Origin of the sequence: Psychrobacillus sp. FSL W7-1457, assembly GCF_038593405.1 — a bacterium.
In the GTDB taxonomy this organism is placed as follows: Bacteria; Bacillota; Bacilli; order Bacillales_A; family Planococcaceae; genus Psychrobacillus.
Window position 1 is genome coordinate 1,033,690 of the sequence record NZ_CP151993.1, and the last position, 26,042, is coordinate 1,059,731.

At 38.4% G+C, this 26,042-nt stretch carries 23 protein-coding genes and 1 other annotated feature; of the genes, 21 read left to right on the forward strand and 2 right to left on the reverse strand.

What is annotated here, in order from left to right; translation table 11 throughout:
- The first annotated feature begins 19 nt into the window (after window positions 1–19).
- The 5 genes from NSQ95_RS04820 (at window position 20) to NSQ95_RS04840 (ending at window position 4,529) form a co-directional block, all read left to right on the forward strand.
- Window positions 20–751, forward strand: a complete 732-nt coding sequence (locus NSQ95_RS04820; RefSeq protein WP_340884741.1) for a glycosyltransferase family protein — start codon at window positions 20–22, stop codon at window positions 749–751.
- A gap of 5 nt (window positions 752–756) precedes the next feature.
- On the forward strand, window positions 757–1,644 hold the full coding sequence (locus NSQ95_RS04825) for an SDR family oxidoreductase (RefSeq protein WP_340884738.1): 888 nt from the start codon (window positions 757–759) through the stop codon (window positions 1,642–1,644).
- On the forward strand, window positions 1,631–2,707 hold the full coding sequence (locus NSQ95_RS04830) for an N-acetylneuraminate synthase family protein (protein ID WP_340884733.1): 1,077 nt from the start codon (window positions 1,631–1,633) through the stop codon (window positions 2,705–2,707). The genes NSQ95_RS04825 and NSQ95_RS04830 overlap by 14 nt, the downstream gene beginning before the upstream one ends.
- Window positions 2,704–3,228: a GNAT family protein gene (locus NSQ95_RS04835; RefSeq protein WP_340884732.1), complete on the forward strand. Its 525-nt coding sequence runs from the start codon at window positions 2,704–2,706 to the stop codon at window positions 3,226–3,228. Before NSQ95_RS04830 ends, NSQ95_RS04835 begins: the two co-directional genes overlap by 4 nt.
- Window positions 3,229–3,440: 212 nt before the next feature.
- Entirely contained in the window at window positions 3,441–4,529 is a 1,089-nt protein-coding gene (locus NSQ95_RS04840) for a DUF2920 family protein (RefSeq protein ID WP_340884728.1), read from the forward strand.
- 54 nt (window positions 4,530–4,583) lie between these two features.
- Here the strand turns inward: NSQ95_RS04840 and NSQ95_RS04845 are convergent, their stop codons facing one another.
- The gene (locus NSQ95_RS04845) at window positions 4,584–5,402 is read right to left on the reverse strand and encodes a flagellin (protein WP_340886069.1); all 819 of its coding nucleotides are present in this window, start codon (window positions 5,400–5,402) and stop codon (window positions 4,584–4,586) included.
- Window positions 5,403–5,534: 132 nt separating this feature from the next.
- On the opposite strand from NSQ95_RS04845, the gene NSQ95_RS04850 reads away from it, so the two are divergent.
- The 4 genes from NSQ95_RS04850 to NSQ95_RS04865 are packed head-to-tail and all read left to right on the forward strand — an operon-like array spanning window position 5,535 to window position 8,775.
- Window positions 5,535–5,915: a flagellar protein FlaG gene (locus NSQ95_RS04850; protein WP_340862776.1), complete on the forward strand. Its 381-nt coding sequence runs from the start codon at window positions 5,535–5,537 to the stop codon at window positions 5,913–5,915.
- A gap of 11 nt (window positions 5,916–5,926) precedes the next feature.
- A complete protein-coding gene (gene fliD / locus NSQ95_RS04855) occupies window positions 5,927–7,987 on the forward strand; it encodes a flagellar filament capping protein FliD (RefSeq protein WP_342560433.1) in 2,061 nt (686 codons plus the stop codon).
- 36 nt (window positions 7,988–8,023) lie between these two features.
- The gene (fliS, locus tag NSQ95_RS04860) at window positions 8,024–8,425 is read left to right on the forward strand and encodes a flagellar export chaperone FliS (RefSeq protein ID WP_340884724.1); all 402 of its coding nucleotides are present in this window, start codon (window positions 8,024–8,026) and stop codon (window positions 8,423–8,425) included.
- Window positions 8,425–8,775 carry a flagellar protein FliT gene (locus tag NSQ95_RS04865; RefSeq protein ID WP_340884723.1) on the forward strand — a complete coding sequence of 117 codons (351 nt, stop codon included), beginning with the start codon at window positions 8,425–8,427 and terminating at the stop codon, window positions 8,773–8,775. The genes fliS and NSQ95_RS04865 overlap by 1 nt, the downstream gene beginning before the upstream one ends.
- Before the next feature lie 36 nt (window positions 8,776–8,811).
- Here the strand turns inward: NSQ95_RS04865 and NSQ95_RS04870 are convergent, their stop codons facing one another.
- Entirely contained in the window at window positions 8,812–9,144 is a 333-nt protein-coding gene (locus tag NSQ95_RS04870) for an SCP2 sterol-binding domain-containing protein (RefSeq protein ID WP_340884720.1), read from the reverse strand.
- Window positions 9,145–9,300: 156 nt separating this feature from the next.
- Here NSQ95_RS04870 and NSQ95_RS04875 point away from each other — a divergent pair, with 156 nt between their 5' ends.
- From NSQ95_RS04875 to NSQ95_RS04930, 12 genes are all read left to right on the forward strand, one after another.
- A complete protein-coding gene (locus NSQ95_RS04875) occupies window positions 9,301–10,005 on the forward strand; it encodes an NlpC/P60 family protein (protein WP_340884717.1) in 705 nt (234 codons plus the stop codon).
- Window positions 10,006–10,024: 19 nt separating this feature from the next.
- Window positions 10,025–11,713: a methyl-accepting chemotaxis protein gene (locus NSQ95_RS04880; RefSeq protein WP_340884715.1), complete on the forward strand. Its 1,689-nt coding sequence runs from the start codon at window positions 10,025–10,027 to the stop codon at window positions 11,711–11,713.
- 160 nt (window positions 11,714–11,873) lie between these two features.
- Window positions 11,874–13,556, forward strand: a complete 1,683-nt coding sequence (locus NSQ95_RS04885; protein WP_340884713.1) for a methyl-accepting chemotaxis protein — start codon at window positions 11,874–11,876, stop codon at window positions 13,554–13,556.
- A gap of 834 nt (window positions 13,557–14,390) precedes the next feature.
- Window positions 14,391–16,058: a dihydroxy-acid dehydratase gene (ilvD, locus tag NSQ95_RS04890; RefSeq protein WP_169358833.1), complete on the forward strand. Its 1,668-nt coding sequence runs from the start codon at window positions 14,391–14,393 to the stop codon at window positions 16,056–16,058.
- 7 nt (window positions 16,059–16,065) lie between these two features.
- Window positions 16,066–16,324 (forward strand) — a binding site (T-box leader).
- A gap of 85 nt (window positions 16,325–16,409) precedes the next feature.
- Window positions 16,410–18,164 carry a biosynthetic-type acetolactate synthase large subunit gene (ilvB, locus tag NSQ95_RS04895; RefSeq protein ID WP_340884710.1) on the forward strand — a complete coding sequence of 585 codons (1,755 nt, stop codon included), beginning with the start codon at window positions 16,410–16,412 and terminating at the stop codon, window positions 18,162–18,164.
- Entirely contained in the window at window positions 18,161–18,679 is a 519-nt protein-coding gene (gene ilvN / locus NSQ95_RS04900) for an acetolactate synthase small subunit (RefSeq protein WP_340884707.1), read from the forward strand. The genes ilvB and ilvN overlap by 4 nt, the downstream gene beginning before the upstream one ends.
- A gap of 24 nt (window positions 18,680–18,703) precedes the next feature.
- On the forward strand, window positions 18,704–19,741 hold the full coding sequence (gene ilvC / locus NSQ95_RS04905; protein ID WP_340884703.1) for a ketol-acid reductoisomerase: 1,038 nt from the start codon (window positions 18,704–18,706) through the stop codon (window positions 19,739–19,741).
- On the forward strand, window positions 19,728–21,269 hold the full coding sequence (locus tag NSQ95_RS04910) for a 2-isopropylmalate synthase (protein ID WP_340884701.1): 1,542 nt from the start codon (window positions 19,728–19,730) through the stop codon (window positions 21,267–21,269). Before ilvC ends, NSQ95_RS04910 begins: the two co-directional genes overlap by 14 nt.
- Window positions 21,270–21,292: 23 nt before the next feature.
- Window positions 21,293–22,393, forward strand: coding sequence for a 3-isopropylmalate dehydrogenase (gene leuB, locus NSQ95_RS04915; RefSeq protein WP_340884698.1), 1,101 nt, complete (start codon window positions 21,293–21,295; stop codon window positions 22,391–22,393).
- Window positions 22,394–22,408: 15 nt separating this feature from the next.
- The gene (gene leuC, locus NSQ95_RS04920) at window positions 22,409–23,818 is read left to right on the forward strand and encodes a 3-isopropylmalate dehydratase large subunit (RefSeq protein ID WP_340884695.1); all 1,410 of its coding nucleotides are present in this window, start codon (window positions 22,409–22,411) and stop codon (window positions 23,816–23,818) included.
- Window positions 23,819–23,830: 12 nt separating this feature from the next.
- The gene (leuD, locus tag NSQ95_RS04925) at window positions 23,831–24,415 is read left to right on the forward strand and encodes a 3-isopropylmalate dehydratase small subunit (RefSeq protein WP_340884693.1); all 585 of its coding nucleotides are present in this window, start codon (window positions 23,831–23,833) and stop codon (window positions 24,413–24,415) included.
- Window positions 24,416–24,803: 388 nt separating this feature from the next.
- On the forward strand, window positions 24,804–25,649 hold the full coding sequence (locus NSQ95_RS04930; RefSeq protein ID WP_340884690.1) for a VOC family protein: 846 nt from the start codon (window positions 24,804–24,806) through the stop codon (window positions 25,647–25,649).
- Window positions 25,650–26,042: the final 393 nt, after the last annotated feature.

Sequence of the window (26,042 nt, forward strand, 5' to 3'; positions counted from 1 at the left end):
AAGCGAAGAGTGACATTTTATGAAAATAGTAGCGATAATTCAAGCTAGAATGACTTCCACACGTCTACCAGGAAAAGTTTTAATGCAAGTAATGAATAAGCCGTTACTAGCATATCAGTTAGAACGTGTGAAGTTATCAAAATTTATTGATGAGATTGTTGTAGCAACAACTTTAAATGATACCGATATACCCATCGTCGAATTATGTGAGCAGTTAAGTATATCATGTTATCGCGGTTCCGAATTGGATGTTCTCTCAAGATACTACGAAGCAGCAATAGAACATAAAGCGGACATAGTAGTAAGACTTACTTCAGATTGTCCACTTATAGATCCTGAAATAATAGATCAAGTAATTAATTATTATCTTAATAATAATTATGATTATGTTTCTAATACACAAGTGAGAAGCTTCCCTAGAGGAATGGATACAGAAGTATTCTCTCTTGAAAATTTAGAATTAGCTTTTAATAATGGTAACAAAGACTATGAAAGAGAACATGTTACCCCTTATTTTTATTTGAATAAGGAGCTTTTTTCAATTGGGCAAGTGATACATGAAGCTGATAATAGCAACTTTCGCCTTACAGTAGATACAAGAGAGGACTTAGAGTTAATTACAATCTTATTAAAAAAATTGTATCTTAAAAATGGGGATTTTTGTTTAAATAATATTATTGAAGAGTTAGAAAAAGATACAAGTCTTGCTAAAATTAATGCTCATATCGAGCAAAAAAAACTGGGTGAGTAATTTTAATGAAAATTATATTAATTGGTTCAACAGGAATGCTTGGGCAAGAGTTGTATAAAAAGTTCTCGCAAAAGGATTTTGAAATCTTGACCATATCACGTTCAAACAGTACAAATAATGTTGATTTATTAATAGATTCTAAAAAGGTAACAGATTTAATTACTCAAGAAAAACCAAATATCGTAGTGAATTGTGCAGCAATGATAAATTTAAAAGAATGTGAAAAAAACGTTGATAATGCATATATGTTAAATGCTAGGTTACCATCCATTATTGCAAGAGCTTGTAGTGAAATTAACTGTTATTTTATTCAAATTTCTACTGATCATTACTATGAAAATGATAAGAATCTACAACACTCTGAAAATGATACTGTTGTTTTATTGAATGAGTATGCTCGAACAAAGTATGCAGGCGAATTCTTTGCACTAACAAATAACAACTCTCTTGTCGTAAGAACAAACATAGTAGGATTCAGAAATAAAAAGGATGAACCAACTTTTATTGAATGGGTTATTAAGTCATTAGTACAAGAACAAACTATTGTAGGTTTTGAAGATTTTTATACATCAAGTATTGATATTTATAGTTTTTCAAATATTTTAATAGAACTAATTGAGCTAAAATATACAGGTATCATTAATATAGGTGCTAAAGATGTATATAGTAAGTATGATTTTATTTATGAACTTGCAAAGAAATTTGGAAAAGAAGGAAATGTAGTTAGAGGGAAATTAAACGATTTTCAAGAAATTAAAAGAGCAAATTCATTAGGTTTAGACATTTCTAAATTACAAAAAGTTCTTCATAAACAACAGGTTCCTTCAAGTAAAGAGGTTATCAACCGATTATACGAAAAATTTAAAGAAGGTGAATTTCATGAATTATCATAGTGAGATTAATATAGGTAGCCAAAAAATCTCTATAAATGATCCAACTTATTTTATTGCAGATGTTGCTTCTAATCATGATGGAGATTTAGCTCGTGCTAAAGAATTGATTTGGTTATCGAAGGAAGCTGGGGCAGATGCAGTAAAATTTCAGCATTTTCATGCTAATAAAATAGTAAGTGATCAAGGATTTAAGAGTCTTGGAAGACAAAGTAGTCATCAATCGAAATGGGATAAAAGTGTATACGATGTTTTTAAAAAATATGAGCTAAACAGAGATTGGAATCTAGAATTAGTTAAAGAAGCCCAAAAAGCAAAAATTGAATTTCTTACAACACCATATGATATTGATGCTGTTGATGAAATAAATAATCATTTGTCTGCATTCAAAATTGGTTCTGGTGATATTTCATGGATTGAATTTATTAAATATATAGCACAAAAAGGTAAGCCGACTTTATTAGCAACTGGGGCATCAGATTTTTCTGATGTAAAGCGTGCGGTCAATGCAATAACGAATATTAATCCTAAGATTGTACTAATGCAGTGCAATACAAATTATACGGGAAGTTTAGAAAATTTTAAATATATTAATCTATATGTATTAAAAACTTATTCTTTAATGTATCCAAATATGATTTTGGGTTTGTCTGATCATACACCAGGCCACTCTACTGTTTTAGGAGCCATAGCACTGGGGGCAAGAGTAATAGAGAAGCATTTCACAGATGATAATAACCGTACTGGACCAGATCATCCATTTTCTATGAACCCATCTAGTTGGTGTGAAATGGTGAATAGGACAAGAGAATTAGAAAATGCCCTTGGTGACGGGGTTAAAGTAATAGAAGAAAACGAAAAGGAAACAGTTATTGTTCAACAAAGAGGAATCTATTTAAAAGAGAATGTGACTAAAGGACATTTCCTTACTATAAAAGATTTTGATTTTTTAAGGCCAGCACTTAAGAATGGATATCTTCCTTATGAGGCAGAAGAACTTGTTGGAATGGAAATGAAATATGAAAAGAAGGTAGGAGAGCCTTTAATTAAAGGAGATTTACAATGATAAAGGGTAAGTTTACTGGACTTAGAGCAATTGAAAGAACAGATTTGCCCATTCTCTTAGAATGGAGGAATAAACCTGAATTTCGTATTTTTTTTAGAGAACATAAAGAACTAAATATGGAAAATCAACAATCTTGGTTTGATAATTATGTAATACTTGATTCTAATACTAGAATGTTTGCAATTATTGAACTAAGCACACAAGAGTTGATTGGCGCTTGTGGTCTTTGCTATATTGATTGGGTAAATAGAAGCGCCGATTTCTCAATATATATAGGAAAAAATGATTTATATATTGATGATATATTGTCAATAGATGCTGCTCTTTCAATGGAGAAATATGCATTTGAAGAATTAAATCTTCATAGACTCTGGGCTGAAATCTACTCAATTGATGAAAAGAAAATAAAGTTTTTTAATAAATTGCAATTTGAACAGGAAGGTCACTTAAAAGAGACTCATTGGACAACAGGACGTTGGGTAGATTCATTATATTTTGGGAAAATAAATAAAAATTATTGAGTTAAAATCTATACTCATTTTTAATCGTTTGAAAATAGATTTGTAAATTTAGTGGAATTTGTTAATGTTTTTTTATTGTTTTTTTTGAATTGATTTTGTTAAAAGATAATATAGATAATTAGTATTTAAAGGTCGAAAATAAATGAAAGAAAGAAGTACTTATTATCTCCTTAGAATATTATAATTCAGTTAAAGTTAGGTGTTGAGAGTAATTGCCTGAAAATCAAAGCATCAAAATCCCTGCACATCATAACATCTATACTGGTTATTCAAATAGAGAGTTAAGAATTGACTTTTCGGTTCCTGAAAAAGGAACAAATGAGAACACTGGTATTCTATTGTTAGCTCCAGGTTTTGGGGGGAATATTGATTCAAATGTGTATAAGAAAATGAGAGAAACATTTGCTGAAAAATATAATTTAGTTACGGTACAATGTGAGTATTTTGGCAGTGAATTTATGCAAAGTACTACATCATTTAAACTAAAAAATAATCTGGAACAATTATTAATTTCTCTATCTCCAGAGGAAAGAAATACAATAGGGAATGACACAGCTAAACTATTTGATATATTATCTAATAAAAAAATAAATCTTCCTGTAATGGCAGATATAAAAGAAACAAATGATGACTTTAATGATATGGGCTATATGCAAGCAATTGATATTATTACGTCAATTGAAGCTATACGAATTATATTAAAAGACAATAATTTTATATTTAACGAAAAAAAAATAATAGGATATGGTCATTCTCATGGTGCTTATCTAATTCATTTAAGTAACCGTTTAGCACCTCATCTTTTTTCTCATATTATAGATAACTCTGCATGGATTGAACCAGTTTATTTAACTGCTAATCGCTATTTATTTCAGAAGTATGGGGAAATGATATTACAAATTGAATTTGATTACTTTGCAAAAGAAATTATAGAAGATAAACAATCACTTAATTTATTCACTGTGTATAATGACTTTAATAACGTGGCAAAAATTATTTCATTTCAAGGAAATAATGATAATTTAATTAACTATTTGGAAAAAGAAAAATTAATCAAAAGTATACCTGATACAAAGTTTATTTTAGTTGATGAAAAAAGAGTAGATGGGCAAATATTTAAATCTAATCAACATGGATTAGATGCTGATTTTTTGAGAATGTTTGACTGTGGACTTAAAGAATTAGGAGTACATCTTAATGATACAGACCTATCAACTAAATATGGAATTACATTATCAAATACAATGATTCAGGTTGACTACTCTCGGGGACTTCCGATTTTTAATAGAAGGTTATTGTAGGTATAAATAAAAAAGACTAGAAACCTTAAAATGGTTTCCTAGTCTTTTTTTATTTTAACTAAATAATCTCAGTACATCATTAACATTCTGATTCGTATGCTTAATTAGCATTTCATCGCCCTTTTGGCGTATTCCTTGTTTAACAAATTCCATCATTTCATAAGCCAAATCTGGATCTCGAATAAGAGATTCTGACTTTTGAAGACTTGCCTCGGTATTCGACACGTTATCCTTATGGTGAGTTAGTGCTTCGTAGTCTGCTCCAGTATTTGCAAGGTGACTAGAAATAATACCTTGGGCTTTATCCACGTTTGTTATTAAATCCTCTGCTTTTTCTCGTGTAGAAAGCTCAGCGATTGCTATACCTAAAGAAGCCGTACTCACATTTACTGTATCAATACGAAGTGCCTGTCCAGAGTTAGCACCCACGTGTATGTACAATGGTCGGACGTCACCGAGAATAGTTTGAGTGTTAAACTCCATTTTGTCGGCAGTATCATCAATTGATTGGAGAAGCTGGTCTAATTCCTTTTGGGCTGCTCCTCTGTCTTCATCTGAAACAGTATCAGTAGATGTTTGTACTGCTAATTCCCTTATCCGTTGTAATACACCGCTAACATGTTGAAGACCTGCATCCGTTGTCTCAAGTACAGAGAGCCCATCCTGCATATTAAGCTGAGCCCTTGCAAGTCCACGAATTTGCCCACGCATTGTTTCCGAGATGGACAAACCTGAAGCATTATCTGCAGCACGAGTCAATTTGTCGCCACCTGAAAGTTTTTCTAATGTTCTAGTTATTGCATTGTCATTTTTCTGATAACGATTGATAGAGAAGGCTATCCCTGCTTGGTTTTGTATTTTCAATTCATTCACCTCCATGTGAATTATTTTACTACTCTATTATTATCGTCAGCTTAAATGGAAATTTTGCTAACAACTGAAAATTAATATTAAATTGCCGATAATGAATATAAGAACATTGTTAGCATAGGGGGAGAGCCTAGTATGCGTCTATCAGCACAGGCACAGTCAAAAGATGTTGCAATTACATCTCAGCTAAAAAAAGAAGTAGTGGGAGATATAACAAAATCAAATGTAACAGAAAATTCTCTAAGACAAATTATGCAAGCTGAGCAAAAAGCAAATGAAAAGGAATTAATTCCAAAAGAAAAAGTACAAAAGGCAATAGATGCATTAAATGAGTTTATGACTATCCAAAACAGAAACTCCAAATTTGTTATGCATGATGGTTTAGATCGCTACTATGTAGAAGTTATAGACGCAGAGACGGAAGAGGTAATAAGAGAAGTTCCACCTCGAAAGCTATTGGATGCATTTTACACGATGCAAAAATTTTTAGGCATGATAATTGACGAAAAAATTTAGGGGGTTATAAAATGGCAGGTTTAAGAGTTGGTGGATTAGCATCGGGAATGGATATTGATCAAATTGTTGGAGATTTGATGAAGGCAGAGAGAATACCATTAGATAAATTATTTCAAAAGAAAACAACAACGGAATGGCAAAGAGATTCTTATCGTTCTATAAATACAAAATTAAAAACCTTTAGTGATTACTTACTTGATAATTTCACATTGTCCAGAAACTTTAACAAAAAAACTGTACAGAGCTCTAATTCAAGTCTAGTAACTGCAACTGCAAATTCCTCTGCTTCAAGTGCTTTATCTCTTGAAGGGGTATCCCAATTGGCTACTGCAGCGAGACAGATTGGAAATACTATCTCTACTACAAGCGGGGGAACAGTATCTGGTACTACTCAAATGAGCGAGCTTGGTGTTGGGGACACGACAATTTCTTTGAAGGCTATCCAAGCAGATGGCAATCTTGCAGCAAAAGCAACAGAGATAGAAATAAGTTCTACGGATACTATTGCTCAAGTAGTATCTAAAATAAACAATAGTAATGCGGGAGTATCAGCATTATTTGAGAATGGTAAGCTATCTATTACTGCAAAAAATACAGGTGATGTAAAGGGCGGAGCTGAAGTCCAAGTAGTTGCAGGGAATGATGTATTTTCAAAATTAGGCATGGCAGATTCTACTAATTTAGCATCTGGAGGAACTAATGCTGTTTTCCAAGTGAACGGTATTACAACGGAAAGATCTTCTAACACTTTCAATATCTCAGGATATACAGTGACATTAAATTCTACATTTAATGTTAAAAATACTTTGCAAGAACAAGTGGCACGATTAGAGATAGCAAAAAAACAAGCAGAGCAAGATGTGACAAATGCAGAAGTCTCCAAAGAGTCTGCGTTGGAGGCTCAACGTGTCGCTAATGCAAACTATACCTCAGCTTATGGGAATTTATCTTCTAGTTTGCAAACAACCTATACAGACTTTGTTAGTGGGAATTCTAATATTAAAAATACATTAGCAAATTTAAGTGAAGAAAATTTCGAAAAATTTAAAGCACTTGCATCTACATCTGATGAAGATATAGATGGTTCTGATTTAACTGCTGACCAAAAAAAAATGCTGAAAATTTTATCAGCTGGCGATAGAGACGATCTAAAGAAAATGAGTACAGGAGATTTTACAGCTTTAAAAAGTGTAGCTGAAAAGGATATTCAAGCCGAAATAGCAACTTTGAAAGCAACGAATGCAACAAATGATCTAGCAGCAAAAGAAATGAAAAGTACTCAGTTGAATGATGATTATAATGATGCAGTTGCTAAAAATAATGCTACATCACCTGATACAACTGTAGCTCCTGTTCAACTTACAGCTAGTGCTGATATAGACTCCATGGTAGATAAAGTAAAAGAGTTTGTTGCAAAGTATAACGAGTTAATTACTGGTATGAATGATTCTTTAAAAGAAAAAAAATATCGTGATTTCCCTCCTTTAACAGACGAACAGCGCAAAGATATGTCTGATAAAGAGCAAGAATTATGGGATGAAAAAGCTAAAAGTGGACTTCTTCGCAGTGATTCAATAGTTAGTAGTGGTTTATCTAGTATGCGTAATGCAATTTATGGTAGAGTAGATGGTATTGGTGATGATTTAATTGATACTCTTGCTGAAATGGGTATCACAACTTCTAGTGTTTACTCAGATGGTGGTAAACTAGTAATTAGTGAGGATAAACTTCGAAAAGCAATAACAGAAAATCCTGATAAAGTAGTACAAACTTTAACTCAATCAGGAGAAAAAACTGCAACAGGAGACACCCGTGGTATTGTCAATAGGCTTCGTGATTCTATGAAGGAATTAACTGCAAAAATTGAAGCTAAGGCAGGGAAGGCTACCGCCACTGATCAGCAGTATACTCTTGGTAAAAGCTTAATAGACATGAATACTCGTATTTCTAACTTCCAACGTAGATTAGAAGATATCGAAACTCGTTATTGGAAACAATTCACTGCTATGGAGCAGGCGATTAGCAAAGCCAATTCACAATCAGGCTATCTATCACAATTTGGCCAAAGCTAAATAAAATTATATTTTCAACAAAAGGAGTTGTAAGATTTGTCAGCACAATCGGTCCACCAAGCTTATAAAAATAATAGTGTGAGTACTGCATCACCAGGTGAATTGACTTTGATGTTATACAATGGTTGTTTAAAATTTTTAGGTAAAGCAAAAATTGCGGTAACAGAAAAGAATATTCAAGAGAAAAATACAAACTTGCAGAAAGCACAGAAAATTATTCAAGAGCTTATGATGACCTTAAATATGGATATTGAAGTTTCTAAGTCAATGATGCAAATGTATGAATATATGAACCACCGCTTAATTGAAGCAAATATGAAGAATGACACTGCTATTATTGAGGAAGTGGAAGTATATGTCCTTGATTTCCGCGATACATGGAAGCAAGTCATCCAGATTAATCGTCAAAAGCAATTTACTACTGGCGGTCAAGCGTAATGGCTAGTGTCGAACAATTTTTAGCAGTCTCTGAAGAGCTTTACAACCATCTTTTGAAGAAAACAACTGATGATGAACGTACAGAATTTATAGAAGAAATTAATGAGTTACTGGATGTTCGTGAACAAGTATTGAAAACTATAGATGTAGAAGAAATATCTAAGTTGTCCATTTATAGTAAATTAATAGAGTTGGATTATGGAATTAATAAACAGTTAACTACTGTGATGACTCTTGTTAAGAAAGATATTAAGGAACTTCAGCAAAAGAAACGTCATGAAGGTTCTTATACCAATCCTTACGCCGCTACTCAAACAATTGATGGTATGTATTTTGATAATAAGAAGTAATAAAAAAACGACTTTCATAGCGAAAGTCGTTTTTTATTACGCTTGAAAATTATACTCCTTCAACAACCCCTCCAGCTTCAAAGCAAAACCAATACTCCCATCAACCTTCAGCTTCCCGAACATAAAGGCAGAAGTACTGTTCAAATCCCCATTAATCAGCTTTACAAAATCCTTTGAGCTTAATTTTAATGTGCAATCAGCCTTAGTAGAAGTGTCGTCTGTCACAAATGCTCTACCGTCTGCGATGACCAATTGTTTAACGGATGGCTCGTCGCCAGATAGGTGGAACTCGTAGCGGACGTTTTGGTTTTGGATTGGTGTTGGATTGTTGTTCATTGTGTTTTCGATTTGTGTCCATGTTTCATTCATAGTCATATCCCCTTTGTCTAAATGAATGGTTATTCATTTATGATTATGACATATTTTCTGATAACTTACGAGTGTTTATTTCCCAGGTAATATTTTGTTGAAAGTTGTGGATGTTACGAAAGTTTTACCGATATAAACAGAAAGGGGGTTTAAAGTATGAGAAAGAAAGTGCTGATTATAGCTTTTATGCTGTTTTTTATTACAGAAAATGCAAGTGCAAGTACGCTTTATGAGGTGAAGAAGGGAGATAGCCTTACAAAGATTGCTAAATTACATAAAGTAACGGTCGCTGATTTACGTACTTGGAACAAGCTGACGAAGGATAATATTTATATTAAGCAAAAGCTTGTTGTACAAAAACCAGCGACAGTTAAAAGTGCCACAAAGGTTGTCCCAGCTAAGGCGGCATCCGTTGTGACGCAGCCTGTTCAAACGGTAGCTGCTCCAGTAGCGACACCAGCTCCAGCACCTATTATTTCAGGTGAAGGACATGCCTATTACCCACTAATCATGGATTTTGCTAAACGTTTGGAAGGTATTCCTTATCTGTATGCTGGTAATACGATGGCTGGGTTTGATTGCAGTGGGTTTATTTACTTCCTACATAATCAGGCTGGAGTGAAAATAGAACGTAAAAGCAGTGAGTCTTATTATTTGGATAGTGTTGTGGTGACTAATCCGGTCCCTGGAGATTTAGTGTTTTTTCAAAATACATATAAAGAAGGAATCTCTCATATGGGAATCTTTTTAGGGGATAATCAATTCATCCATGCAGGATCTAAGGGAGTAGAAATTACTAAGCTCGATAATGTGTACTGGGATGAGCACTTTGTATCCTTTAATCGATTTGTTCAAAAGTAATTAAGACAGGAGAATGATTATGAAGTGGACCATTACAAAAAAAATGTGGTTGGGCTTCTCTGCAATTATCCTAGTGATGGTTGTTATTTCTTACTTTAGCAGCCTAGCATCGCAAACTACCACGAGTCAATACAGGGAAATCCTAGAGGTTGATAGTGTTAACGTGAGAATTATCCAGGACATTAAGATGGCTCAAAATGAGACTACAGAAAACCTTTATGATTTTTTATTGACGAAAACGGATGCTTCTAGAAAGAACGTGCGTGTTCATTTGGAGGATGAAAAGAAGCTGATGGAAGACCTTAAAAAAGGACTGAAATCTGATGAGTCGCTACCGTACATTGAGGACTATGAAAGAAAATACAAGATGTTTGTGGAAGCAAATGAAAAGCTAATTTCCAATCAAGTACTCATTGATCCATCTCAAATAAACACGTTAACAAAAGATGTTAAAACGATTAATGATAATATGATTTCTTTGCTAGATAAAATTGATGAGCAGGTTCAGCAGGATATGAATGCTACTGTTGGTGAGCTTTTGGATTACGAGCGCATTGCTATCATTTTTGTTATGTCTATTACAATTGTTGGAGCTGTCCTTGGAATAATCATTGCACTTTTAATCGGAAGAAGTGTTGCACGTCCGATTAAGCGTGTGACTTCCGGTCTGACAGAAATTGCAGGGGGCAATCTACATGTAGAGCCAATTCTTATTAAAAACAAAGATGAGGCTGGGGAAATGGCCACGGCATTTAACAAAATGTCAGCGGACCTCCGTATGATTGTTTCGAATGTACAGGAAACGTCTATGCAGCTTGCAGCTAATGCGGAAGAATTATCAGCCAGTTCAGAGGAAAGTTTAGCGAGCTCACAAATGGTAGCAAGCTCAGCTCATGAGCAAATGGCTAGCAGTGAACAGCAGGTACTCCATATGACAACTTCTATGGAAGGGATGTCGGAGCTTTCACAAGGAGTGAATGAAATTGCCTCTAGTAATGGCGAGATGCTTAATTCTGCTAATAATGTTGGAATGCTTGTAAAACAGGGATCTGATGTGATTGAGGCGGTGGCACAACAGATGAGCACTATTCATGAGACGTTTAATGAAACAGCAACCAATATGAGAGATATGGAGAAGCATTCTAATGATATTCAAGGTATTACTACTCTTATTACACAAATCTCAGAGCAAACAAATCTGCTTGCATTAAACGCTGCGATTGAAGCAGCTCGAGCTGGAGAATATGGAAAAGGATTCGCGGTCGTTGCAGACGAGGTACGAAAGCTTGCAGAGCAATCCAAAAATGCTGCATCTGAAATTGCTGAAATGGTTGGAGTCATCCAGGGAGCTACTGGAAATGCAGTAGTGGCCATCACTGCGGGAGAAGGCAAGGTTAAAGAAGGATTAGCGAAAACAAAAGAGTCCTTACGTGTGTTTGAGAATATTGAATCGGCCGTAGTAGAGGTAGGTTTTAAAGTGGAAACAGTTTCAGCTTCAATTGAGCAAATACAGGCAATTGCCCGAACGGTAACCGAGGGTTCAAGAGAGGTGCAAAGGCTTGCGGAGATCGTAGCTCAAGGGGCAACAGATACAAGCTCCGCTACAGAGCAGCAGCTTGCATCTAATAGTGAAATTACGTCTAATGCTCAATCTCTAGCAAATTTAGCAGAAAAATTACAAGATAATATAAGTCATTTTAAAATGTAGGTATAAAGGTTCTATACTTAATTTAAAAAGTGTAGAACTTTTTTATGCCATTAGGAATAAATATGTACATTTATCTATGTCAAAATACCTTATAAAGAGTATAATTATAGAGGTGCATTTTACTCATGTATGAAAATAATTACGGAAAAGGAGTTCCAAAATGAAATTATCAATTTCTAAAAAAATGTGGTTCGGGTTTTCATTTGTTTTACTTTTATTAGTTTTAATAAGTGTTATTTCTATTTTTACTTCTTATGACCTTGCAAATAAGTATAAAGATATTATTGATAAGGATATTGAAAAGATTAATTTAGTATCAGAAATTGAAGTAATTCAAAAGGATATGGCCACTGCTATTCTAGAGTTCGTTATGTTCGGTTCAGATGAGGCTGTCCAAAAATTTGATCAAGAAATAGAAAAGGGATCAGTCGCAGCTCGTGCTTTAATAGAATCTGTAAAGGATGAAGAGTCACAAAAGTTATTAAAGGACCTTCAAACAGAGACTGTACAGCTTTTTGAATCAAATGATAAAATAATCAAATTGAAAAAAAGTAATCAACCTTTTGAACAATATGCAGCAAAGTCAAGCGAACTTAACGGCAATGCTTTGGCAATTTTGGGTGAGTTAAAACAAATTCAACAAGATAATATGCTAAAAACTAGAGAAGAGTTAAATACATATAATGATAAAATTAATATATTTATAATTATATTGGCAATAGCAAGTATTATTATAGGTATACTCGTTTCTTATTTCATCAGTAAAGGTATTTCTAACCCAATTCGCAAGGTGACAGAAGGATTAGAGGAAATTGCAAGTGGTAACCTGAAAGTAGAACCAATTGTTATTAAAAATAAAGACGAAGTTGGGGCAATGGCAACTACCTTTAATAAAATGACAAGTGATTTACAGCGTATCGTTTCTAATGTTCGTGATTCGTCTATGCAGCTTGCTGCTAATGCGGAAGAGTTGTCTGCAAGCTCGGAGGAAAGCCTAGCCTCTTCTCAAATGGTTGCTAAATCGGCTGAGGAGCAAATGGCAGCAAGTGAAGAGCAAGTAAAGCATGTAGAAGACTCTGTGAGATCTATGTCCGAAATGCAACAAGGCGTCTCAGACATCTCACAAAACAACAAAGAGATGCTGGAAGCAACAGATGGTGTGAAAAAGCTGGTAACCAAAGGCTCTACAGTGGTATCTGGAGTAGCGAGTCAAATGAATACGATTCATGAAACATTCAAAGAAACAACAGAAATTATGAATAACATGGCTAAGCATTCCAATGAAATACAGTCCATTACAGCTTTAATCACGGATATCTCAGAGCAAACGAATTTACTAGCGCTAAACGCTGCGATTGAAGCAGCCCGTGCAGGGGAATATGGAAAAGGCTTCGCAGTAGTTGCAGAGGAAGTACGCAAGCTTGCTGAGCAATCCAAAAACTCTGCTTCTGAGATCGAATCTATGGTTAAACTCATCCAGTCCGCATCATCTGAGGCAGTTAAAGCAATCACAACAGGTGGAGACAAGGTAGAGGATGGTCTTTCTAAGACAACTGAATCATTAGACGTGTTCAATGAAATTGAGTCCAGTGTAGAAGAAGTTGCAGTGAAAGTTGCAACAGTTACTACCGCAATTGAACATATTAAGGAAATGAGTAGCTCAGTAACAGCAAGCGCACAACAGGTAGAAAACTTGGCAAACCATGCAGCAGAGGGAGCAAGTGATACGAGTGCAGCTACCGAGCAGCAATTAGCAGCAACCGAAGAAATTTCAACAAACGCACAAACATTGGCGACTCTTGCAGAAAAACTGCAAAGTGAAGTAAGCCATTTTAAAATCTAATAAATCGGGTTAACCCATAAAGAAGGCATTGTCACATATTGTGACGATGTCTTTTTTTGTAGAAATAAAAATTGGAGAAGGGATATAGAGAAGTCGCCAAGTGTAGGGTCTATGGCGGAAGTTCTACACTGATCGGGTGATATGTTGCGGGAAATAGGGAAAGAGTTGCGGAAATCAGTTGAAGTGTTGCGGAAATCGGGCAAAGTGTTGCGCCAACGGGAGAAAGTATTGCGGGAAATAAAAGTGTTGCGGGAAATAGGGAAAGAGTTGCGGAAATCAGTTGAAGTGTTGCGGAAATCGGACAAAGTGTTGCACCAATGGGAGGAAGTATTGCGGGAAATAAAAGTGTTGCAGGAAATAGGGGAAGAGTTGCGCAAATCAGCGAAGTGTTGCAGCAATCGGACAAAATGTTATTGCGCCAACGTAAGTAAGTGTTGCAGGAGAAAGAGCCACTGGCAAGTTAGGGAATGTTACATAGAAGTAAAGTAATTACAGTGTTACTTAATAGGAAAAATATTTTTTATCTCCCCTCTTCTTTTATCAAATCCCCACCCATATGCCTCTCACAATCATGTTATGTATAAACAAATTTCAAAATAATTTTTCCTTATACAAAATGCGATATATCGCTATTGTAAGCGATTACAATATAAATGAATATTCGAAACTAACAGAAAATTTAAAGAAATACGGTTGACTCTAAGGTTTATAGGGGTTATGATATCTTCAATATATTAAATATTGCAAGAAAATTCACATAGTAATTTTAACAGGTATTTACGATTTTTGCATAGGCAAACGCGTTGAAGCGGTAAAGTATAGGGGCGATAAAATATGAGAAGTGACATGATTAAAAAGGGTGTAGATCGAGCCCCACATCGTAGCTTACTTTACGCTACGGGGGTAAAAACAAGAGACTTGGATAAGCCGTTTATCGGTGTGTGTAACTCGTATATCGATATTATTCCTGGCCATATGCATCTAAATAAGTTTGCAGAGGTTGTAAAGGATGCCATTCGAGAGGCGGGAGGTATTCCATTCGAATTCAACACGATTGGTGTAGATGATGGAATCGCAATGGGGCATATTGGAATGCGATATTCGCTTCCAAGTCGAGAGCTAATAGCCGATTCAGCAGAAACGGTTATCAATGCCCACTGGTTTGACGGAGTCTTTTATATTCCGAACTGTGACAAGATAACCCCAGGAATGCTAATGGCAGCTGTAAGAACGAATGTCCCATCGGTTTTCGTGTCAGGCGGACCAATGGAGGCGGGTGTTTCTGCAGATGGTAAGCAGCTTTCCCTTACTTCCGTCTTTGAAGGAGTCGGCTCGTATAAGTCGGGCTCGATGACTGCAGAACAGCTGTTAGACATCGAACAAAACGCTTGTCCCACCTGTGGCTCATGCTCCGGGATGTTCACGGCAAACTCTATGAACTCTTTAATGGAAATGCTAGGTGTTACGCTACCGGGCAATGGAACGATTGTTGCTACATCGGATGAGAGACACCAACTGATTCGAGAGGCGGCAAAGCATCTTGTCCGGATGGTCAAGGAGGATGTGAAGCCTCGAGATTTGATTACGAAGGAAACGATCGATGATGCATTTGCACTTGATATGGCAATGGGCGGATCGACAAATACAGTGTTACATACGTTAGCAATCGCTCACGAGGCTGAAATCGAGTATAACGTAAGTGAAATAAATGAAGTAGCTAAGCGAATTCCATATTTATCGAAAATCATGCCGGCATCTGATTACTCCATGCATGATGTCCACTTAGCTGGAGGAGTCAGCGCGATTATAAAAGAGCTTTGTGAAATACCTGGAGCGGTTCATCCAGATCGTCTAACGATTACCGGTAAATCACTCTATGAAAATGTGAAAGACTGCGAGATTAAAAATGAGCAGGTGATTCGAAGAAAAGAAAATCCTTATAGTCCTGTTGGCGGTCTGTCTGTCTTATTTGGAAACATTGCCCCAGAAGGCGGTGTCATAAAGGTTGGTGCAGTTGATCCATCTATAAAGGAGTTTACTGGAGAGGCAATCGTCTTTGATTCGCAGGAGGCTTCCCAGGAAGCAATTGATAATGGAACGGTCAGAGAAGGTCACGTAGTCGTTATTCGCTACGAGGGTCCAAGAGGTGGTCCGGGAATGCCAGAAATGCTGGCACCGACATCGGCGATTCAAGGTCGAGGCTTAGGCACAAAGGTTGCCCTCATTACAGATGGAAGGTTCTCAGGTGCTTCCCGAGGAATTTCTATCGGACATATCTCTCCAGAGGCTGCTGATGGAGGACCGATTGCTTTAGTAGAAAATGGCGACATAATCGCGATTGATCTTATTAATAGAACGATAGAGTTACAGGTGAGTGAGGAAGAGCTCGTTAGAAGAAGAGCAGATTTACAACCATTTGAACCAAAGATTAAAAAAGGATATTTAGCAAGGTATTCCAAGCTCGTTACATCTGCAAGTACAGGTGGCGTGATGAAAATATAAATATTGCTGTAAATCTATGATGAGGTAAAAGTTAAAGGAATTTTGTATTCACAGAGAGCCGGTAGTGCTGGGAGCCGGCAATACAACCTTTAGCGACATCCCCTCGGAGTGAGGTGTTGAACGGGATTATCCCTTTTAGATACTTCCGGGTGTAGTAATAAGCTACTCTCGTTAAAAATGGACGTTCGATGCTATGTCGTTTGTCTGCGAGGTAGCGGTTGCGCTACGAATTAGGGTGGTACCATGAAAAGAATTTCATCCCTATACAAAAGAACGATGGTTTCTTTGTGTGGGAGGAAATTCTTTTCTTTTTTATTAGATAAAAACTGGACGATTTGAGGAAGAGGAGGAATGATGATGAAGTTAACTGTAGAAGCGGAGCAATTGTTAGAGGAGCCGGCGACCAGTATAGCTGTCCCGGAAAAGAATGGTGCAGACGTGTTTATCGAGACGCTAAAAAAGCACCAGGTGGAAGTAGTATTTGGATATCCAGGTGGTGCCGTCTTACCAATTTATGATGCACTTCATAAAAACCCGATTAAGCATATTCTTGCCCGTCATGAGCAAGGAGCAATACATGCAGCAGAAGGATATGCACGAGTGTCTGGGAAAGTCGGAGTGGTGATTGCAACCTCTGGCCCTGGTGCTACAAACGTGGTGACAGGGATTGCAGATGCAATGATGGATTCGATTCCATTAGTCGTATTTACTGGCCAGGTCGCCACAACCGTTATCGGAACAGATGCCTTCCAGGAGGCAGACATCATTGGAATCACACAACCAATTACGAAACACAATTATCAAGTAAAGGATGTAGCGGATTTCCCAAGAATTATGAATGAAGCATTTCACATTGCTTCCACAGGTCGTCCAGGACCAGTAGTCGTCGATATACCTAAAAATATAGCAACAGGTATTTTCACCCCAAGGGAAGGGGAAACGGAAGCAGTTAATTTACCAGGCTATCAGCCAACTACTACGCCGAACTTCCTGCAAATTCAGAAGGCTGCTCAGGCAATCTCTACCGCAAAGCAACCATTAATACTAGCGGGAGCAGGAGTGCTGTTTGCAAACGCCTCAGAACAATTGAAGGACCTAGCGGAAAAATACCAAATACCGATTACAAATACGCTACTAGGGCTAGGTAGTATCGAGGGAACACATCCTTTGTTTCTAGGAATGGCCGGTATGCACGGGACATACACAGCGAATATGGCCATCCAAACATGCGACCTACTCATTAATATAGGAGCAAGATTCGATGACCGTTTAACAGGGAATTTAAATTACTTTGCTCCAAACGCTAAAGTAATTCATATCGATATAGATCCAGCGGAAATCGGTAAAAACGTACCAACCGAAATACCGATTGTGGCAGACGCAAAAGAGGCATTAGAGGCCCTGCTCCACCAAAATGCACCAAATGGCAACACGGCAGCTTGGCTAGAGAGCTTAAAGGTCAATCAAGAGCAATACCCATTACACTATGATGCAAGTGGAGAGAGGGGTCTGCTTCCTCAGCAGGTTTTAGAACTAGTGCAGGAATACACAAATGGAGAGGCAGTTGTGACAACTGATGTCGGGCAGCATCAAATGTGGACAGCGCAGTATTACAAGTTCCAAAAGCCGCACAATTGGGTGACCTCAGGTGGTCTAGGGACAATGGGATTTGGCTTCCCAGCAGCGATTGGAGCTCAAATAGCTAAGCCGGATGCGAAGGTGGTATCCATCGTTGGAGATGCTGGATTCCAAATGACACTTCAGGAGCTCTCGTTACTCCAAGAAATGCGTATACCGGTAAAGGTCATTATTTTAAACAATCAGGCACTCGGTATGGTTCGACAGTGGCAGGAGACTTTTCACGGAGAACGTTATTCTCACTCCTTAATCCCGGTACAGCCAGATTTTATCAAGCTCGCAGCTGCCTACGATATTAAGGGATATAGAATCGAGACATATGAAGAGGCAAAGGTGCAATTAAAAGAAGCACTTGAGTCGGATGAGCCAGTGTTGATCGATTGCCGAGTAGTCCAAAAGGAAAGTGTCCTTCCAATGGTTGTCCCGGGCACAGCATTACACGAAATGATCGGGGTGAAGCCAGAATGAAACGAATCATTACTGTCACGGTCATCAATCAAAGTGGAGTGCTTAATCGCGTGACTGGTCTCCTGATGAAGCGTCAATTCAATATTGAGAGCATCACAGTAGGTCACACCGAACAGCCCCAAATTTCTAAAATGACCTTTGTCGTTAACGTAGAAGATGAACAGAAGCTTGAACAGCTGTTAAAGCAGCTTCAAAAACAAGTAGACGTGCTGAAGGTAAATGATATTACAGAAAAATCAATAGTAGTAAGAGAGCTCGCGTTAGTAAAGGTCGTATCTCCACCGTCTGGAAGAGCAGAAATCAATAGTTTAGTAGAGCCATTCCGAGCATCTACCATTGATACAGGAAAAAATGTAGTGACATTTCAGGTTACTGGAAACCCAGAAAAAATAGATGCGTTCATCGAGCTCGTCAAGCCTTATGGCATTAAAGAATTAACAAGAACCGGTGTTACAGCCTTTGTAAGAGAAACACAAAAGGCCGCAAATGCACCTTATCTTTCTATATTGCAATAACAAAACAAACAATTTGAGGAGGAAATGAAAATGGCGAAAATGTATTATAACGGGGATATCAATGAAGGATCTTTAAAGGAAAAAACAATTGCAATCATCGGGTACGGATCACAAGGTCATGCACATGCACAAAACTTAAAGGATTCAGGCTTTAACGTTATTGTAGGAATTCGTGCTGGAAAATCATTTGACCAGGCAAAAGAAGATGGGCAAGACGTTTACTCTGTACAAGAGGCTGCAGAAAAAGCAGACGTAATCATGATTTTATTGCCAGATGAACGACAAAAAGCAGTGTATGAGGCAGAAATTGAAGCTGCTTTAACAGCGGGCAAGGCGTTAGTATTCGCTCACGGCTTTAATATTCACTTCGACCAAATCGTTCCTCCATCAGACGTGGATGTATTTTTAGTAGCTCCAAAGGGACCAGGGCATTTAGTACGCCGTACATTTGAGTCTGGAGCAGGTGTACCTGGATTATTTGCGGTATATCAAGATGCAACTGGGCAAGCAAAAGATTTAGCTTTGGCTTATGCAAAAGGTATTGGAGCTGCTCGTGCTGGAGTATTAGAAACAACTTTCAAGGAAGAAACAGAAACAGATCTATTCGGAGAGCAAGCAGTGCTTTGCGGCAGTACAACAGCAATCGTAAAAGCAGGCTTCGAAACATTAGTAGAAGCAGGCTACCAGCCAGAACTTGCTTACTTTGAAACGTTACATGAGTTAAAGCTTATCGTTGACCTTATGTACGAGGGAGGAATGGCAACGATGCGCTCTTCCATTTCTGACACAGCGGAGTGGGGAGATTTCGTTTCCGGTCCACGCATCATTGATTCGTCCGTAAAGGATCGCATGAAGGAAGTTTTAACTGATATTCAAAATGGTAAGTTCGCTAAGGAATGGATTGAAGAAAATGAAACAGGCCGTCCAAAATACAATGCCATCAAACAAGCAGAGGCAGAGCACCCAATCGAAACGGTAGGTGCACAGCTAAGAGAAATGATGCCATTTATCAATGAAGGAAAAAAAGCGAAGAAGGAAGTGGTGACGAGTGGCCAAAATTGATATTTTCGACACTACGCTAAGAGACGGGGAACAGTCTGCGGGCATTAACTTAAACACTCATGAAAAGCTGGAGATTGCTCGTCAATTAGAAAAGTACGGCGTTTCAATTATCGAGGCAGGCTTTCCTGCTTCGTCACCTGGTGACTTCAATGCAGTTCAGCAAATAGCGAACACCGTTAAAAACTCAGTCGTAACAGGTCTCGCTCGTTCGATCAAAAGCGATATTGAAACGTCCTGGGAGGCATTAAGAGGAGGGGTTCAGCCTCATCTTCATACATTTATCGCTACATCGCCAATCCATATGCAATACAAGCTCAACAAAACACCGGAGCAGGTTATAGAAATCGCAGTAGAGTCAGTGAAGCTAGCACGTAAATACTTTCCATTAGTGCAATGGTCTGCAGAGGATGCAACACGATCTGACAAGGATTTTCTAGTTCGTATTATCAATGAAGTCATTAAAGCCGGAGCTACAACGATCAATATCCCAGATACAGTAGGCTATGCAACACCGATTGAATATGGTGCTTTATTTAGATATTTGTCTGAGAACGTAACTGGTATTGAGAAAGTTAAGCTTTCTGCACATTGTCATGATGATCTAGGTCTTGCCGTTTCGAACACACTTGCAGCTATTGAAAATGGAGCGACACAGGTAGAGGGCACGATCAATGGAATCGGTGAACGTGCAGGAAACGCGGCCTTAGAAGAGGTCGCAGTCGCATTGCATATTCGAAGCGATTATTACCAAGCGGAATCAGGCATCGTTCTGAAGGAAACTAAGCGTACGAGTCAGCTAGTAAGTAAGCTTACAGGAGTCGTCATTCAGCCGAACAAAGCAGTCGTCGGAAAAAATGCCTTTGCTCATGAATCCGGCATTCATCAGGATGGGATGCTCAAAAACCCTGAAACATATGAAATCATTACTCCAGAGCTAATTGGAGATGTCGCAACCGAGCTAGTGCTTGGTAAGCATTCCGGTCGTCACGCTTTCTTTAGTCGTGCAGTGCAAATGGGCTTCCAGTTAAGCGATGAAAAGCTAAATGCAGCCTTTAATGCATTTAAGAAGCTAGCGGATCGTAAAAAGGAAATATCCGATGAGGATCTATTTGTTTTATTGACAGATCAGCAAGTAAGCAGTGGAGAAGTTGAGGTTTACGAATTAGAGGAACTAGTCATTAACTACGAAAACAATGTACCGACTGCATCCATCACAGTGAAGATGCCAACTGGTGAGAGTAGGACCTCAAAAGGCAACGGCTCTGGTGCGGTAGAGGCCATCTTTAACACATTAGAAAAGCTAGTAAATGGAGAGGTAAGAATTTTGGATTATCGGGTTTCCTCTGTTTCAAAAGGGCGAGATGCTCTAGGTGAGGCAGTGATCAATCTATCGTATAACGGAGCAACCTCTTCCGGAAGAAATGCATCGCAGGATGTACTTAAGGCATCTGCGAGAGCGTATATCAATGCAGTCAATCGACAACTAATGAATGCACATTATAAAGAGCGTGTAGCAGTCATTCAATAAATAAAACAATGGGAGTGAATGGGATGGAAAAAACAATAACGGTATTACCTGGTGATGGAATCGGTCCTGAGGTTACGGAGGCAGCGGTAAAGGTGCTTCAAACAATTGCAAAGCGATATAATCATACATTTAATCTGCAATTTGCGTTAATCGGCGGAGCAGCAATTGATGCTTGTCAAAATCCACTGCCAGAAGAAACGATCAGCTTATGCAGTGATAGTGATGCCATCCTATTAGGTGCGGTAGGTGGACCTAAATGGGATCAAAACCCATCTCATTTACGCCCTGAAAAAGGTTTATTGGCAATCCGTAAGCACTTCGGACTTTATGCGAATATTCGTCCAGTGAAGGCTATTCCAGCTCTACTAGATTCTTCTCCACTTAAAAAGGAAATCGCTGAAAATGTTGACATGGTAATTGTTCGAGAGCTTACTGGCGGCTTATATTTTGCAGAGCCTCGTAAGAAAACGAAAGATTATGCATTGGACACTTTAGTCTACACTCGCTCTGAAATTGAGCGAATTGTAGACACGGCATTCCAGCTTGCCCGGAGCCGAAGAGGTAAGCTAGCCTCTGTAGACAAAGCAAATGTACTGGATTCCAGCAAACTATGGAGAGAGATTGTGGAAGAGAAAAAACAAGGCTATCCGGACGTTGAGGTAGAGCATATGCTAGTCGATTCAACTGCGATGAAGCTTATCACAAAGCCTGGTGCTTTTGATGTCATCGTAACGGAAAACATGTTTGGAGATATTTTAAGCGATGAAGCGTCTGTGATCACCGGCTCACTAGGAATGCTACCATCTGCGAGCACTCGTGGCGATGGCTTCGGTCTTTATGAACCGGTACATGGCTCTGCACCAGATATTGCAGGTCAAAACAAAGCGAACCCTGCTGCCTGCATCCTATCTGCTGCCATGATGATCCGTGAGGCTTTCCAAATGGAAACAGAGGCTGCAGCTATCGAAGAAGCGGTATTTAATGTACTAAACGACGGTTACTTTACAGGAGACTTGCAGACGAACGGGAAGCGAGTTCTATCCACAAGTGAATGGACTGACAAGGTGTTAGATGAATTAGACTCAGAATTTGTTTCAGAAAGCATTATGTATTCATACGTATAAAAGGAGAGGGACTAAATGGCAAAAACGATTATCGAGAAAATTTGGGATGAACATATTGTATACGAAGAAGAGGGGAAACCAGACCTTCTCTATATCGACCTTCATTTGCTTCACGAGGTAACGTCTCCCCAGGCGTTTGAGGGCTTGCGCTTAAATAATCGTAAAGTACGCCGCCCAGACCTTTGCTTCGCAACGATGGATCATAATGTGCCAACGAGAAATCAAAAAGAAATTAAAGATGAAATTGCTCGTAAACAAATTAATACGTTACAGCAAAACTGTGATGAGTTCGGAGTTCCTTTAGCAAATATCGGACATCCAGACCAAGGAATTGTTCACATTATCGGCCCAGAGCTAGGCTTAACGCAGCCCGGTAAAACAATCGTGTGTGGAGATAGTCATACCTCCACACACGGTGCCTTTGGTGCCATCGCATTTGGTATCGGTACAAGTGAGGTAGAGCATGTTTTATCGACTCAAACTCTTTGGCAGGCTAAACCAAAAACAATGCAAATTAAAGTGAATGGCGAGCTAGGCATAGGAGTAACAGCAAAAGATATTATCCTAGCTATCATCGCCAAGTTCGGAATTGATATGGGAACTGGCTACATCGTGGAATATACCGGAGAAGCTATTCGGAAACTCACGATGGAGGAGCGCATGACCATCTGTAATATGTCGATTGAAGCAGGAGCGAGAGCAGGTTTGATTAGCCCAGACGAGACAACAGTCGAGTTTTTACGAGGCAGAGAATACGTCCCAACAGGTGAAGCATTTGAACAGGAAGCTTCACGCTGGCTAGCCTTGGCGTCTGATCCAGAAGCTACTTACGACAAAACAGTGGAAATCGATGCAGATGAAATTGAGCCATTTGTCACTTGGGGAACAAACCCTTCGATGGGCTCTGGAGTGTCCCAAAGCATTCCGTATATAACAGACTTCCAAGATGCTTCCGATCAGCAGGCACATGAAAAAGCACTTACGTATATGGGACTGCAAGAAGGTATGCCATTGACGGATATTCGAATTAGTAATGTCTTTATCGGTTCTTGTACGAACGCTCGCTTAAGCGACCTGCGCAACGCAGCAAAAATAATAGAGGGGCGCACTGTTCATCCAAACGTCAAAGCTATAGTAGTACCAGGCTCGCAAACCGTGAAGAAGCAAGCGGAAGAGGAAGGCATCGACCAAATCTTCAAGGCAGCAGGCTTCGAATGGCGTGAATCCGGTTGTAGTATGTGTCTAGCGATGAATGATGACATCGTTCCCGCTGGAGAGCATTGTGCATCCACATCTAATCGTAACTTTGAAGGCAGACAAGGAGCAGGAGCGCGAACTCATCTTATGAGTCCAGCTATGGCAGCTGCTGCAGCTATCGAAGGACATATTGTAGACGTTCGAAAATTTCAACTAGTGCCTGCTTAAGGAGGAAAAAACATGGAGCCCATCAATGAAATTAATAGTATCGTTACACCTTTAAATAGAAAAAACGTTGACACAGACCAAATTATTTCCAAAGAGTTTCTTAAAAGAATCGAGCGCACAGGATTCGGAAAATATCTTTTCTACCATTGGCGCTTCGATGCAGAAGGAAACGAACGTCCAGATTTTATCCTAAATGACGAGCGTTATAAGGAATCCACTATTCTAGTGGCTCATGAAAACTTTGGATGCGGCTCCTCACGTGAGCATGCCCCATGGGCGATCCTGGACTATGGCTTCCGTGTCGTCATCGCACCAAGCTTTGCGGATATCTTCTACAACAACTGCATGAAAAACGGCATTCTTCCTATTAAATTATCAGTAGAGGAAGTGGAAGCCATCTTAAGTAAAGAAAATTACTCAATAGAAGTAAATTTAGAGGAGCAAACAATAGTGGGTGAGGATGGAGTCTCGTATTCATTCCCAATCGATCCCTACCAAAAGAAGATGCTTCTAAACGGCTGGGACGAAATCTCATTAACCTTCCAATACGAAGACCATATCAAAGCTTATGAGGAAAAGAAGTTTGCCGCTGTATAAATAGAAAGCCACTAATCGAAGCGGATTAGTGGCTTTTATAGTGTAAAGGATTAGGTACAGACTTGAGAAAGGAAGAATGCATTGTCAAAGCAATGGCAGTAGAAGTATATAGCCGAGCGGAGAGATTTATGACCGTTCAGAGAGAAGTATAACCGTTCGCGGAGATTTATGACCGTTCGGAGAAAAATATAACCGTTCGAGGAAGATTTATAACCGTTCACAGAAATATATGACCGGTAAGGAAGATACGAGTAGTATAACGTGGAGGTCATTCTCCAAAACTAATATCAGTGCAATGTTTTCCTACAATAAAGAGTAGTTGACTTAAGTAGGTAATTAAAATATAATTACTTACGAAAAGTAACTTAAAAAGAGGAGCTAATAAATTATGAAATTCCATCAAAAACCATCTACATATGTAGAACTAGTCGAGTTAAAAGTAACTGACCTAGAGCAATCACTTAAATTTTACGAAGAAGTAATAGGGTTTAAGGTATTAGATAGACAAGGGAATAAAGTATGGCTAACTGCTGATGGCAAAACAGCTTTGATATCTATTGAGCAGCCTGAAAATGTAATACCTAAGCAGCCAAAAACGACGGGACTTTATCATTTTGCATTATTATTGCCAAGTCGCGAGGATTTAGGAGCTGTATTAAGATTCTTTGCGGAAAATGGAATTCGAATTGGTGCAGGAGATCATCTAGTTAGTGAAGCACTGTATTTAAATGATCCAGATGGGAATGGGATTGAAATTTATAGTGATCGACCAGAAACAGAATGGAATTGGGAAAAGGGTGCAGTTGCCATGGACACTTTAGCAATTGATGCGCAAGCTATTTTAGCTGCGGGGGCAAACACCGAGTGGAATGGTTTACCGAAAGAAACAGTGATGGGGCATATACATTTACAAGTGGTGAATATAGAAGAAGCACAAGATTTTTATGAGCTATTGGGATTTGAAGTAGTTACTCCTTACCCTGGTGCATTATTTATGTCCACTGGAAAGTACCATCACCATATTGGCTTGAACACTTGGGCTGGAGCTGGAGCACACCCTGCATCTGAGGATATGTCAGGATTAGAGGCGTTCCATATTATTTATCCTTCTATAGAAGAAAGAGACACAGCGGTAAAGAATTTGCGTGAAAAAAATATTTCTGTTCTAGAAGAGAACGAGATCTTCTACACAAAAGACCCATCTGAAAATATAATAAAAATGGTAGTAAAATAAAGCTATATTAAAGATTAGGGTTGAGTCATAATGCATAATTCTCTAAGTCAGAAAGTAGAATTGATTTCCGCGCCAGCCGTACGCTTTCCGCGGGGTGAGCGATAAGCCATCACCCATCGCTAGCGCGCGTGGTTGTGATGTCTTATCTGTCTCCCTCATCCCGCTGGAGTCGCCGTCTTTCGCTCCAATCGATAAATGGAGACGAATTTATTTTCATCTTCAAGCTCTATTTAGGAATAAAAAAATCGATAAAAATAACTCTAACCCACTTCATAATTTATTTATGTTCGGAATAGTCATTTGAATTATCCCATTCGTAATCTTTAGAGTCCCTTTTTAAAATAAATCTAAAAATCAACCCATAACTTTAACATAGTCTAAAACAAAGGAAAT